The organism is Streptomyces subrutilus, assembly GCF_008704535.1.
Taxonomy (GTDB): Bacteria; Actinomycetota; Actinomycetes; order Streptomycetales; family Streptomycetaceae; genus Streptomyces; species Streptomyces subrutilus.
On sequence record NZ_CP023701.1, the window covers coordinates 5,573,936 to 5,586,523 of the forward strand.

At 70.4% G+C, this 12,588-nt stretch carries 12 protein-coding genes and 1 tRNA gene; 1 reads left to right on the forward strand and 12 read right to left on the reverse strand.

Annotated features, from left to right (window positions below):
- Window positions 1-61: 61 nt before the first annotated feature.
- From CP968_RS24680 to CP968_RS24695, 4 genes are all read right to left on the reverse strand, one after another.
- Entirely contained in the window at window positions 62-313 is a 252-nt protein-coding gene (locus tag CP968_RS24680; protein WP_150520084.1) for an EF-hand domain-containing protein, read from the reverse strand.
- Window positions 314-436: 123 nt separating this feature from the next.
- Entirely contained in the window at window positions 437-940 is a 504-nt protein-coding gene (locus tag CP968_RS24685; protein ID WP_150520085.1) for an FBP domain-containing protein, read from the reverse strand.
- 56 nt (window positions 941-996) lie between these two features.
- A complete protein-coding gene (locus tag CP968_RS24690) occupies window positions 997-1,743 on the reverse strand; it encodes a transcriptional regulator (protein WP_150520086.1) in 747 nt (248 codons plus the stop codon).
- A 110-nt stretch (window positions 1,744-1,853) separates the two neighbouring features.
- Window positions 1,854-1,928 (reverse strand) — tRNA-Leu (locus tag CP968_RS24695).
- Window positions 1,929-2,026: 98 nt separating this feature from the next.
- Here CP968_RS24695 and CP968_RS24700 point away from each other — a divergent pair.
- Window positions 2,027-2,680 (forward strand): ANTAR domain-containing response regulator, encoded by a 654-nt coding sequence (locus CP968_RS24700; RefSeq protein WP_150520087.1) that lies wholly within the window; start codon window positions 2,027-2,029, stop codon window positions 2,678-2,680.
- A 112-nt stretch (window positions 2,681-2,792) separates the two neighbouring features.
- Here CP968_RS24700 and CP968_RS24705 read toward each other — a convergent pair whose 3' ends face one another.
- The 8 genes from CP968_RS24705 to CP968_RS24740 form a co-directional block, all read right to left on the reverse strand.
- The gene (locus CP968_RS24705) at window positions 2,793-3,509 is read right to left on the reverse strand and encodes an ABC transporter ATP-binding protein (RefSeq protein WP_150520088.1); all 717 of its coding nucleotides are present in this window, start codon (window positions 3,507-3,509) and stop codon (window positions 2,793-2,795) included.
- The gene (locus CP968_RS24710) at window positions 3,506-4,558 is read right to left on the reverse strand and encodes an ABC transporter ATP-binding protein (protein WP_150520089.1); all 1,053 of its coding nucleotides are present in this window, start codon (window positions 4,556-4,558) and stop codon (window positions 3,506-3,508) included. The genes CP968_RS24705 and CP968_RS24710 overlap by 4 nt, the downstream gene beginning before the upstream one ends.
- Window positions 4,559-4,563: 5 nt before the next feature.
- A complete protein-coding gene (locus CP968_RS24715; RefSeq protein ID WP_150522102.1) occupies window positions 4,564-6,291 on the reverse strand; it encodes a branched-chain amino acid ABC transporter permease in 1,728 nt (575 codons plus the stop codon).
- A 5-nt stretch (window positions 6,292-6,296) separates the two neighbouring features.
- Entirely contained in the window at window positions 6,297-7,229 is a 933-nt protein-coding gene (locus tag CP968_RS24720) for a branched-chain amino acid ABC transporter permease (protein WP_150520090.1), read from the reverse strand.
- A 125-nt stretch (window positions 7,230-7,354) separates the two neighbouring features.
- Window positions 7,355-8,587, reverse strand: coding sequence for a branched-chain amino acid ABC transporter substrate-binding protein (locus CP968_RS24725; protein WP_150520091.1), 1,233 nt, complete (start codon window positions 8,585-8,587; stop codon window positions 7,355-7,357).
- A 572-nt stretch (window positions 8,588-9,159) separates the two neighbouring features.
- Window positions 9,160-9,540 carry a hypothetical protein gene (locus tag CP968_RS24730; protein ID WP_229886345.1) on the reverse strand — a complete coding sequence of 127 codons (381 nt, stop codon included), beginning with the start codon at window positions 9,538-9,540 and terminating at the stop codon, window positions 9,160-9,162.
- 146 nt (window positions 9,541-9,686) lie between these two features.
- Window positions 9,687-10,169 carry a hotdog fold thioesterase gene (locus CP968_RS24735; protein ID WP_150520093.1) on the reverse strand — a complete coding sequence of 161 codons (483 nt, stop codon included), beginning with the start codon at window positions 10,167-10,169 and terminating at the stop codon, window positions 9,687-9,689.
- Between the two features lie 54 nt (window positions 10,170-10,223).
- Window positions 10,224-12,509, reverse strand: a complete 2,286-nt coding sequence (locus tag CP968_RS24740; RefSeq protein ID WP_150520094.1) for an FdhF/YdeP family oxidoreductase — start codon at window positions 12,507-12,509, stop codon at window positions 10,224-10,226.
- Between the last annotated feature and the right edge of the window lie 79 nt (window positions 12,510-12,588).

Consider the following 12,588-nt stretch of genomic DNA (forward strand, 5'->3'; position numbering starts at 1 on the left):
GCCGCCCCGCCACCGCGTCGGGCACCCGCCCGACGCGGCACCGGAGACGACCGGTACGGCCCTACCAGCCGAACCGCCGGTCGACCACCGCGGCGAACTCCTCGAAGCTCAGCACCGCGTCCCCGTTCTGGTCCGCCGCGTCGAACAGCGCCGACGAGTCGTCCACGTCCCCCACGCCCCAGAACGGCAGGTCCCCGCGCGCGGCCAGCGTCGGCCCCTTCGAGCGCAGCGCCGAGATCACCTCCACGCGGGTCAGCTCCCCGTCCTGGTCCAGATCGAGCGCCTCGAACAGCTTCCGGGCCTTCTCACTCATCACGCCGTCCCCTCGTCACGCATGCCGTGACCCCAACGTACGCCGAGCCCCTACAGCCGCGGTATACGAAGCCGACGGACCGTCCGGGGCCGCCCGCCCGGCTCCCCACCGCCCCGCGACGCCCTAGCCGGCGGTGACCTTCGCGGCGAAGGCGTCCAGGTTGCCCGCCATCCGCTCCAGCCGCTCCTCCAGGGTCAGCGACTCCTCGTACCGCGCCGTCCGCAGCTTCGGTTGGCGCCTGCCGCGCACGTACAGCGGGCAGGCCAGGTCGGCGCAGATGTACGTGCCCACCGTGTTCCCCTCCCGCCCCCGCGCCCCCGCCAGCGGGGCCGCGAACAGGGTCACCCCGGAGGAGGCGTGCCCGGTCAGGCAGATCTGGCACAGGCTGGACTTCACGGCACTGGTCCGCCCCACGGACGGCACCCGCAGGGAGATCCCCACCGGCCCCTGCTCCCGGGGCAGCACCAGATGCGCCCGCAGGGGCGCCCCCGGATCCACCCACCCCAGGAAGTCCAGCTCCGGCCAGGGGAGTTCGGCGAAATCGAGCGGCAGTCGCAGCCGCGCCGCCTCGCCCTTGGTGCAGTTCACGAAGGACGAGCGGATCTGTTTCTCACTGAGCGGTTCCACGGGCGTCGACTCTACGTCGGCCCCGCCCGCCCCCGCACCCGGATATCCCGCCGCCCCTAGTGCTTCGGCCCGACGTGCGCGTCCATGAGGGCGACGGAGGCCCTGCGGGCGATGGAGACGTTGCAGGCGTTCGCCCGCTTCCACTCGACGCCGAGCCGGTCCAGCGTCGTGGTGAGGAGCCCGGTGATGTCGGAGGACCGGTTGGTGAAGAAGTAGCGCGGGTACACGTAGTCCCGGCGCACCCCGGCGACGATCCGGGTGGTGCGGTTGTCGCTCCGGCACCCGTCGGAGTGGATGAGCCCCCGTACGAACTCCCACGGATGGGCCTCGACGATCTCCTGCTGCCAACCTTCGAGGACGATGCGCCGCTCGTGCTTCCTGCCCGGCCCGTGCTGGGGGAACAGGCACGTCCAGTGCCGTCCGTAGGCGGTCACGGCGACGCACCCCGGGCGCTGCAGGACGTACACCTTGTCGGTCGGGCGGACCGCCAGCACCGCCACCCGGCACTGTTCGATCAGCCCGGGCCAGGCGTCCGCACAGGCGATGCGCAGGTGGTGTCCGCCGCGCGGGTGCCCGCTGATGCAGCCGTCGCCCAGGTAGAGGCCCAGGAGGTAGGCGTACGCGACGGGGTCGGCCGGGCCGGAACACGGCGCCGCCTGGTTGAGCCGGGGGAGCGGATCGATGCGGTCCTGCCAGGCGCGAAGGGCGGACCGGGATATTCCCGTTTGTCTGCTGACCGAGTTCAGGCTCAGGCCCTCGCCCAGGAGTCCGAGGGCGTGCCTGCGGATGTCGATGCCGTACATGCGGCCGACGCTGCCGGGGGTATTCCGTACGCGCTGCGCATTTCGGAGGGAGGCCGCTGAAATGAGTGAAGGCCACGCGTTCTCGCGTGACCTTGGAAAGTAAGGAAAAGTGCCCCGGGTCGGACTCGAACCGACACTGAATGGGTTTTGAATCCATCGCCTGCTGCCAATTGGGCTACCGGGGCCCAGAGAATCGAAGGTTAACCCCGACCCGCTGCGAGTCCACCTTACCGCAGCTAGGTAGGCTCGGGGGAGCAGTAATGCCCCGCATCAAGGAGCCCCCGTGACCGCCGAGCACGAGTCGACGCCCACGCCCGACGCCGACCAGTCGCACGTTCCGCCGCTGACGACCCGCGTCGTCATCGCCGAGGACGAGGCGCTCATCCGTCTCGACCTCAAGGAGATGCTGGAGGAGGAGGGGTACTCCGTCGTCGGCGAGGCCGGGGACGGCCGGCAGGCCGTCGAGCTCGCCCGGGAGCACCGGCCCGACCTGGTCATCCTGGACGTGAAGATGCCCGTCCTGGACGGGATCTCCGCCGCCGAGAAGATCGCGGAGGAGTCCATCGCCCCCGTGCTCATGCTCACCGCGTTCTCGCAGCGGGACCTCGTCGAGCGGGCCCGCGACGCCGGTGCCATGGCGTACCTCGTGAAGCCGTTCAGCAAGAGCGACGTCGTGCCGGCCATCGAGATGGCCGTCTCGCGCTTCGCGGAGCTCAAGGCCCTGGAGAAGGAGGTCGCCGACCTCTCCCTGCGGCTGGAGACCCGCAAGCTCGTGGACCGGGCCAAGAGCATCCTGCAGACCCAGTACGGCCTCACCGAGCCGGCCGCCTTCCGCTGGATCCAGAAGACCTCCATGGACCGCCGCATGTCGATGCAGCAGGTCGCCGAGGCGGTCATCGAGGACGCCGAGGAGAAGAAGAACGCCGCGAAGGGCTGACGCCGCCCTCGCCCCGCCCCCGCGGGCGGGGCGCCCGGCCGGTCCCGGACGTGCGTGGGGCCCGCCTCCCCCGAGGGAGGCGGGCCCCACGCGTCTGTCGGACCGCCGGCGCTCAGTCCTCGCCGAGGTACGCCTTGCGGACGTCCTCGTTGTGGAGGAGTTCCTGGCCGGTGCCGGAGAGCACGATCCTGCCGATCTCCATCACGTGGGCCTGGTCGGCCAGCGAGAGCGCGGCCTGGGCGTTCTGCTCGACCAGCAGGATGGTGGTCCCGGTGGCCTTGAGCTCGGTGATGGTCGCCATGATCTTCTGCATCATCAGCGGGGACAGGCCCATGGACGGCTCGTCCAGCATCAGCAGCTTGGGCTGGCACATCAGCGCCCTGCCCATGGCGAGCATCTGCTGCTCACCGCCCGAGAGGGTGCCCGCGGCCTGCTTGCGGCGCTCTCCCAGGATCGGGAAGAGGTCGTAGGCGCGCTGGATGTCCTTCTCGATGCCCTCTTTGTCGGTGCGCAGGAACGCGCCGAGCTGGAGGTTCTCGGTGATCGTCAGCCGGGGGAAGATGTGCCGGCCCTCGGGGGAGTGGGCCAGCTTCATGGCGACGATCTTGTGGGCGGGGACGTTGGCCAGGGGCTTCCCGTCGAAGGTGACGCTTCCCGCGCTGGGTTTCAGGAGCCCGGAGAGGGTGCGCAGGGTGGTCGTCTTGCCGGCGCCGTTGGTGCCGACGAGGCAGACGATCTCGCCTTCGTTGACCTCGAAGGAGATTCCCTTGACGGCCTCGATCTTGCCGTAGGCGACCTTGAGGTCCTCGACCTTGAGCAGTGCGGTCACTTGGCCTCTCCTTCCGTGCTGGTGGTGCTGCTCTCCGCCGCGGTGGAGCCCTCGGCCGGCGCGGGGTCCGGCGTCGTGTCCGGCGTCGTGTCCGGCGTCGTGCCGGCGGCCCCGGCCGCCGGTTCGGCGGTCGGGTTCGGCGTCGGCTTCGGCTCGGCCGTCGGGCCCGCGGCCGCGGCGGCTCCGGCCGAGGCTTCGGCGGCCTCGACCTCGGCGACCTCGTCGGCGCCCGGGTCGCCCTCGAAGGGTTCGCCGAGGTAGGCGGCGATGACGCGCTCGTCGCCCTGGACCTCGGACGCGGTGCCCTCGATGAGCTTCTCGCCCTGGACGAGGCAGGCGACGCGGTCGCAGAGGTTGAAGATGAAGCGCATGTCGTGCTCGATGACGAGGACGGCGATGCCCATGTCGCGGATGGCGAAGATGAGCTCTTCGGCGGCGCGGGTCTCCTGCGGGTTCATGCCGGCGGTGGGCTCGTCGAGGAGGAGCAGGCCGGGGTCGCTGGCGAGGGCGCGGGCGATTTCGAGCTTGCGCTGCTCGCCGTACGGGAGGTTCTTGGCCAGGTGCTGGGCCTTGTTCTCCAGTCCGATGAACGTGAGGAGTTCCATGGCGCGGGCTTCGGAGGCGGCTTCGGCGCGCTTGAAGCCGGGGCCGCGCAGGAGGGCGGACCAGAGGCCCTCCTTGGTCCGGGTGTGCCGTCCGACGAGGACGTTCTCCAGGACGGTCATGTTGGAGAAGAGCCGGATGTTCTGGAAGGTGCGGGCGATGCCGGCCTTGGTGACGAGGTGGGGCTTGGGCGGCAGGACGGTGCCCTTGTAGCTGACGGTTCCCTCGGTGGGGACGTACAGCCCGGTGAGGCAGTTGAAGAAGGTGGTCTTGCCGGCGCCGTTGGGGCCGATGAGGCCGACGATCTCGCCCGCGTTGACCTGGAGGTCGACGGAGCGGACGGCGGTGAGGCCGCCGAACCGCATGGTGACGCCGCGGGCTTCGAGGACGGTCTCGCCGGTCGGCGCGGGGGCCGCGGTGGTGTCCGTGTCGGTGGTGTTCGTCATGGTGGTTACGCCCCCGCCTTGGCGGTGGCCAGGTCCGTGGGGCCCTGGTCAGCGGTGTCGTCGTGGTACTCGAGCTTCGCGCGCTTGTTGGCGATGAGGCCTTCGGGGCGGAAGCGCATGAGCAGGATGAGGGCGATGCCGAAGCCGAGGAGCTGGTAGTCCTGGAGGAAGGACAGCTTGGCCGGGATCAGGAAGAGCAGCGCGGCGCCGAGGATGGGGCCGCGCACGGTGCCCATGCCGCCGAGGATGACGGCGGCGAGGAGGAACGCGGAGTTCGGGGGCACGGGGCCCGCGAAGACGTAGTTCTCGGGGACGACCGTGGTGTTGACGTGGGCCTGGATGGTGCCGGCGAGGCCGGCGAGGGTGGCGCCGAGGGCGAAGGCGATCAGCTTGACGCGGAAGCCGTTGATGCCCATGGCGGTGGCGGCGGTCTCGTCCTCGCGGATGGCGACCCAGGAGCGGCCGATGCGGCTGTTGGCTGCGCGGGTGAAGATGACGATGACGAAGGCCATCACCACCAGCATCAGCAGGTAGTAGTTGGCGTACGCGCCGAGGGTGACGCCGAACACCACGTGGGATTCGCCGAAGTTGTAGCCGAAGAATTCCAGGTGGGGGATGTTCGGGATGCCGTTCGGGCCGTTGGTGATCTTCGGTCCGGAGACGCCGTCGAGGTTGCCCATGGCGATGCGGAAGATCTCGCCGAAGCCGAGGGTGACGATGGCGAGGTAGTCGCCGCGCAGCCGCAGGGTGGGGGCTCCGATGACGACGCCGAAGACGAGGGAGGCCAGTGCGCCGGTGAGGACGGCCGCCCAGAAGGGGAACTGCACGCCGAAGGCGGAGGAGGCGGCTCCGGAGACCAGGGCCGCGGTGTAGGCGCCGACGCCGAGGAAGGCGACGTAGCCGAGGTCGAGGAGGCCGGCGAGGCCGACGACGACGTTGAGGCCGAGGGCGACGGTCGCGAAGATCAGGATGTTGACCGCGATCAGGGTGTACGTGTCGCCGCTCTGCTGGATGAACGGGAAGGCGACGGCGGCGGCCATGGTGCCGATGAGGGTGACCTGGCGGTTGTTCGCGGTGATCGTCTGGAGGCGCTCGACGAGCCCGGACCTCAGCAGGGCGACGGACGCGAAGAGGACGACGATCAGGTAGGCGACGAAGAGCTGCGGCTCCTTGTCGTCGGTGTCGATGCCGTAGGTGACCACGAACAGGCCGACCGCGAAGACGGCGGCGATGATCAGGATCTCCGCCCAGGAGGGCAGCTTCCGGGCCGGGGCGGCGGCCTTGTGCGCGTCGTCGGGGATCTTGTACGCGGCGAGGGCCGGGACGAGCGATCCGACGAGGGCGACGTAGGCGCCGGGTTCCAGGTTGACGACGCCGCCGAGCACCCAGCAGATGGAGACGACGGTGAACCAGGTGGCGGCGAAGGTGCCGAGGGACAGCAGCCAGACGGCCTTGCGGGAGCCGGCGGGGGTGAGCCAGCGGAAGCCCTTGACGCCGAGCGCGGCGAGCGCGTGGACGGCGGTGAGGGCGGCTCCGACGAGGCTGAGGAACTGGAGGCCGGCGGGGCTGCCGTAGTAGGTCAGGTCGCCGGGGAACTCGTCGGTCCAGGTCCAGGCGAGGAAGGCGCTGACGATGGTGAGGAGGCTGCCGCCGATGACCGCGTAGAGCAGGGCGGTGGGGGCGGGGCCGCGCTGCGCGGGGGCGGCGGTCTGCGGGGTGGTGTCGGTGGTCATGGTTCTCACGCCCGATCCGCGACGCGCTCACCGAGCAGGCCTTGTGGCCGCACGAGGAGGACGACGATGAGGAGTACGAAGGCCCAGACGTTGGACCAGGCTCCACCGCCGAGCTGCTGCATGCCGGGGATCTCTTCGATGTAGGCGATCGAGAGGGCTTCGGCGAGGCCGAGGACGACGCCGCCGACCATGGCGCCGTAGATGTTCCCGATGCCGCCGAGGACGGCCGCGGTGAAGGCCTTCAGGCCGAGGATGAAGCCCATCTCGAAGTTGATCTGGCCCTTGTCGAGGCCGTAGGCGACGGCGGCGACGGCGGCGAACGCGGCACCGATGGCGAAGGCCATGACGATGATGCGGTCGGTGTTGATGCCCATGAGCTTGGCGGTGTCGGGGTCCTGGGCGGTGGCCTGCATGGCGCGGCCGCTGCGGCTCTTGGAGACGAAGACGCCGAGGGCGAGCATGCACAGCGGGGCCAGGATGAGGACGAAGGCGTCCGCGCGCTGGATCGCGAGGCTGTCGGTGATCTTGAAGGCCTCGCCCTTGAACTCGGGGAAGCTGACTGCCTTCTTGGCGTCCGGGTAGAACTGCCAGACGAGCTGCTGGAGCGCGATCGAGAGGCCGATTGCGGTGATGAGCGGGGCGAGCCGTGGCGCGCTGCGCAGGGGGCGGTAGGCGAACCGCTCGGCTGCGGTGGCGACGGCGACGGAGGCGAGTGCGCCTCCGACGATCATGATGGGGATCGCGATCAGCAGGGAGGTGCCGGTCGGGAGGGCGGCGTAGGCGGTGAGCGCCCCGAATCCGCCGATCATGAAGATCTCGCCGTGGGCGAAGTTGATGAGCTGGACGATGCCGTAGACCATGGTGTACCCGATGGCTATGAGGCCATAAAGGGCACCGAGGGCAAGGCCGTTGGCCAGCTGTTGCGGCAGTTCGTGCACCGCAGGGCCTCCGATGAGCGTGTCGGATAAGACTCCGCGCGAGGGCGCTGTTTGCGCCCTCGCGCGGCTGGTTCTTCTGAGCGGGGTGGGAGGGGCGGCCGGACGGACCGCCCCGGACTACGGGCTTACTGGTTGAAGGTGTCGCTCTTGACGTCGACCCACTTGCCGCCCTCGACCTTGTAGACCGTGAGCTGCTTGTTGGTGGTGTCGCCGTACTCGTCGAAGGCGACCTTGCCGGTCACGCCCTCGAAGGAGACCTTGCCGAGCGCCTCGACGACCGCGGCGCGCGAGTCGGCGGGGAGCTTGCCGTTGTTGGCGGCGGCGACGGCCTTGACGGCCTGGATGACGGCCCAGCCGGCGTCGTAGGAGTAGCCACCGTAGGCGGCGTACGGGTCCTTGTAGCCGGCGGCCTTGTAGTCCTCGATGAACTTCTTGGCGGTGTCCAGCTTCTCGACCGGGTAGCCGATGGAGGTGGAGAGGTCGCCCTCGTTCTCCTCACCGGAGGCGCTGATGAAGGCGGGGTCCTGGATGCCGTCGCCACCCATGGTGGGGATCTTGGCGCCGGTCTTCTTGATCTGGTCGGCGAGCAGGCCGCCCTCGGGGTACTGGCCGCCGAAGTAGACGGAGTCGGCGCCGGAGGACTTGACCTTGTCGGCGGTGGAGGAGAAGTCGGTCTCCTTCACGGTGACGTGGTCGGTGCCGACGACCTCGCCGCCGAGCTTCTTGAACTCGTCGGAGAAGATCGCGGCCAGGCCGGCGCCGTAGGTCTGCTTGTCGTCGACGACGAAGACCTTCTTCTTGCCGGCGTCCTTGAAGAGGTACTGGGCGGCGAACTTGCCCTGGACCACGTCGGTGGCGGCGGTGCGGAAGTAGGTCTTGAAGGGGCGCTTGTACTCGCCCTTGCCCCAGTTGTCGCCCTGGCTGAGCGAGGGGTTGGTGTTCGCGGGGGAGACCTGCGCGAGGTTCGCGGAGGCGAAGACACCCTGCATCTGCTGGGACACACCGGAGTTCAGCGGGCCGACGACGCCCACGACGTCCTTGTTGCCGACCAGTTTGGTGGCGTTGGCCTGACCGGAGGCGGGGACCGCCTGGTCGTCGAGGGCTTCGACCTTGAACTCGATGCCCGGGACCTCGTTGTTCTTGTTGGCCGTCTTGGCCGCGAGGTCCACGGAGTTCTTGATGCCCTGACCGAGCGCGGAGAGCGATCCGGTGAGCGGGGCGTCGACGCCTATGACGACGACGGTCTTCTTGCCGTCGGCGTTGTCCTTCGAACCTCCGTCGCGCGATCCGCAAGCGGTGAGGGTCAGTGCTCCCGTGGTGATCACGGTGGTGAGGACGAGCAAAGAACGGTGTCGCACGATTCTTCCTTTCCCTGGCGCGGCCCTCTCTGAGGAGGTGCCGTTGGGTCGCCGGGCCGCACTGGGAGGTCCACGGCCGTGCTGGGTCGCGCCCTGCGGCGCGGTGACTGGCCGTGACTCTAGGCCCGAGGTGGCGAACACGGGGAGCGGGGAAAGGAGGATGTGACGCTCTTGTTATGCCAAGGCCAGGAATGTGTGGCGGGAGTGTGGACAGATCGGGCGTTTAGCGACGCCGAAGAATGTCCGCATCCTGAGAATTACCTGTTCCCCTAAGGGGCTTGAGGGCTTCATGCTCCTGTCCTGGATCAAATTCGGCCGAATGTGGCTGCGTGTGCGCGAAGGAATCCGCCGGGTTGCCATTCCCGCAGGAAAAGGGGGATTCGATGGGGTGTGGGTACTACGCAGAGTGAAGGTCGGCAGGGGGTGGTCCCGTCCGGAAGTGGGGTGTTTCGACGGCCGGAACGCCCTTCACCTGCGGTTCGGCCGCACGGCCCGAAGTGCCCGGAAGGCGGACAGCGCGCCCGGGAATGCGGTGACCCGCGTCACGTCGGCGGGTGGCGGCGGCCGGGACCTCAGAGGGCGCCGTCCTGCGCGGCGCAGCGCGCGGCGACGAACCGGTCGATCAGCTCAAGTGCCTTGTCGCGCCCGGCCGTTCGCTCCTCGGTCCGACCTGCGGCGACGGCGTCCTCGTGGATCGCGTACTGGGCGTTGGACAGGCCCTTCTGCTCCCAGTCCAGACCGGACCACTTGGTGCCCTTGAGGGTCTCCTTCGCCCAGTACGACACGAGCGTGGCGCAGATCCGAGCGGGTGAGGAGGGAGGGGCGGAGGAGGCGGGCGAGGCCGTTGCGGAGCCCGCCGCCGGGGGTGGGGCGGAGCGGGAGCATCCGGTCAGGACGAGCCCCGCGAGCAGGGCGGCGGCGTACCGGACCGTGGAGCGCTGCGGGGTCCCCATGAGGGGAAGGTAGGCGGTCACCATCGGTGACACAACAGGCGGCGGCCCCACCGCGCGCGGAGTGGCGGATTCCGGGCGGTTACCTGCCCGGTGGGCGCCCACCGGGGCCCGCGGCCGTCACGGCCGCGGGCCCGCCGTGGTACGGATCAGGCTCCGGCCGGGGCGGCCGCGGCCGGGCCCGCGTCGCGCAGCAGGCAGGTGAGGCGGGCGGTGCAGACCCGGCGGTCCTGCTCGTCGCTGATCACGATCTCGTACGTGGTGGTGGACCGGCCGCGGTGGACCGGGGTGGCCACGCCGGTGACCAGGCCGGAGCGGGCGCCGCGGTGGTGGGTGCAGTTCAGGTCCACGCCGACCGCGATCTTCGTGCTGCCGCCGTGCAGCATCGCGCCGACCGAGCCGAGGGTCTCGGCCAGCACCGCCGAGGCACCGCCGTGCAGCAGCCCGTACGGCTGGGTGTTGCCCTCGACCGGCATCGTGGCCACGACCCGCTCGGCCGAGGCCTCCAGGATGCGGATGTCCATGCGGGTGCCGAGGTCGCCCGCGGAGAACAGCTTGGGCAGGTCGATGCCCAGGGCCGCGTACTCGTCGAGGACGTCCTGCGGGAACTTCACGCTGTGCTGCTCGCCCATGGGCCGGCTCCGTTCGTCAACGTTCGTTAACCATCTTGTCCTGGGGTCGTTCTATCAGGCCGGTTCGAAGCGGACGACGACGGACTTGCTCGCCGGGGTATTGCTGGTGTCCGCGGTGGAGTCGAGCGGCACCAGCACGTTGGTCTCGGGGTAGTAGGCGGCCGCGCAGCCCCGGGCGGTCGGGTAGTGCACGACGCGGAAGCCCGGCGCGCGGCGCTCCACGCCGTCCCTCCACTCGCTCACCAGGTCCGTGTACGAGCCGTCGACGAGCCCGAGCTCGGCCGCGTCGGCGGGGTGGACCAGCACGACGCGGCGGCCGCCGGTGATCCCGCGGTAGCGGTCGTCGAGCCCGTAGATGGTGGTGTTGTACTGGTCGTGGCTGCGCAGGGTCTGCAGCAGCAGCCGCCCCGCCGGGACCCGCGGGTACTCCACGGGCGCCGCGGTGAAGTTGGCCTTCCCGGTCTTCGTGGGGAAGCGCCGCTCGTCGCGCGGTGCGTGCGGCAGCCGGAAGCCGCCCGGGCGGGCCACGCGGGCGTTGAAGTCCTCGAAGCCGGGGACGACGCGGGCGATCCGGTCGCGGATGGCCGCGTAGTCGGCCTCGAACTCCTCCCACGGCGTCTTCGAGGCCGGGCCGAGGACGGCGCGGGCCAGCCGGGCCACGATGGCCGGCTCGGAGAGCAGCAGCGGTCCGGCCGGGGCCAGGTTGCCGCGGGAGGTGTGGACCATGCCCATCGAGTCCTCGACGGTCACGACCTGGCGGCCGCTCGCCTGGACGTCCCGGTCGGTCCGGCCGAGGGTGGGCAGGATCAGGGCCCGCCGGCCGGTGACCGCGTGGGAGCGGTTGAGCTTGGTGGAGACGTGCACGGTCAGCGCGGCGCGGCGGATCGCGGCCTCGGTGACCTCGGTGTCGGGGGTCGCGCCGACGAAGTTGCCGCCCATGGCGAAGAGGACCTTGGCCTCGCCGTCGCGCAGGGCCTGGATCGAGCGGACCACGTCGAAGCCGTGCGCGCGGGGCGAGGTGATGCCGAACTCGCGGTCCAGGGCGTCGAGGAAGGCGGGCGCGGGGCGTTCGAAGATGCCCATGGTGCGGTCGCCCTGCACGTTGGAGTGGCCGCGGACCGGGCAGACGCCGGCGCCGGGACGGCCGATGTCGCCGCGCAGCAGCAGCAGGTTGACGACCTCGCGGATGGTCGCGACGGCGTGCTTGTGCTGGGTGAGGCCCATGGCCCAGCAGACGATGGTGCGCCGCGAGGCCAGCACCATGGCCAGGGCGCTCTCGATCTCCGGCCGGGTGAGGCCGGTCGCGGCGAGGGTCTCCTCCCAGTCGGCCTCCCGCGCGGCCGCCGCGAACTCCTCGTACCCGTGGGTGTGCTCGCGGATGAACGCCTCGTCGGTGGCGCCGCCGGCCTCGATGACCAGCTTGTTGAGCAGCCGGAAGAGGGCCTGGTCGCCGCCGATGCGGATCTGGAGGAACAGGTCGTTCAGGGCGGTGCCGCGGAGCATGCCGAGCGGGGTCTGCGGGTTCTTGAACCGCTCCATGCCGGCCTCGGGCAGCGGATTCACCGAAATGATCTTCGCGCCGCCGGACTTGGCCCGCTCCAGGGCGGAGAGCATGCGGGGGTGGTTGGTGCCCGGGTTCTGACCGGCGACGATGATCAGGTCGGCCTGGTGCAGGTCCTCCAGCGAGACGCTGCCCTTGCCGATGCCGATCGTCTCGTTCAGCGCGGAGCCCGAGGACTCGTGGCACATGTTGGAGCAGTCGGGCAGGTTGTTGGTGCCGAACTCGCGGGCGAAGAGCTGGAAGAGGAACGCGGCCTCGTTGCTGGTGCGCCCCGAGGTGTAGAAGAGGGCCTCGTCGGGGGAGTCCAGGGCCGTCAGCTCCTCGGCGATCACCTCGAAGGCGCGCTCCCAGCTCACCGGCTCGTAGCGGGCGCCGCCCTCCGGCCGGGCCCCGCGCTCCAGCAGCATCGGCTGCGTGATCCGCCCCTGCTGTCCCAGCCAGTAGCCGGAGCGGCCGGCCAGGTCGTCGAGCGGGTGCGCGGCGAAGAACTCCGGGGTCACCCGGCGCAGCGTGGCCTCCTCCGCGACCGCCTTGGCGCCGTTCTCGCAGAACTCGGCCGTGTGCCGCTCGTCGCCCTCCGGCCAGGCGCAGCCCGGGCAGTCGAAGCCGTCCTTCTGGTTGACCTTGAGCAGGGTGCGGGCGGTACGGGCCAGCCCCATCTGCTGCTGCGCGATCCTCAGCGTGTGCCCGATCGCGGGCAGCCCGGCCGCCGCGTGCTTCGGCGGCGCGACCTGCGGCGCGTCCTGTACCGGATCACCTGCGGGCGGCTTGGCGGCCATGTCGCTCTCCTTCGAGCTGTCTGCGCGTACACGTCCGGTCCGCGCGAGCACATCGCGTACCCGTCCGATCCTGTCACGT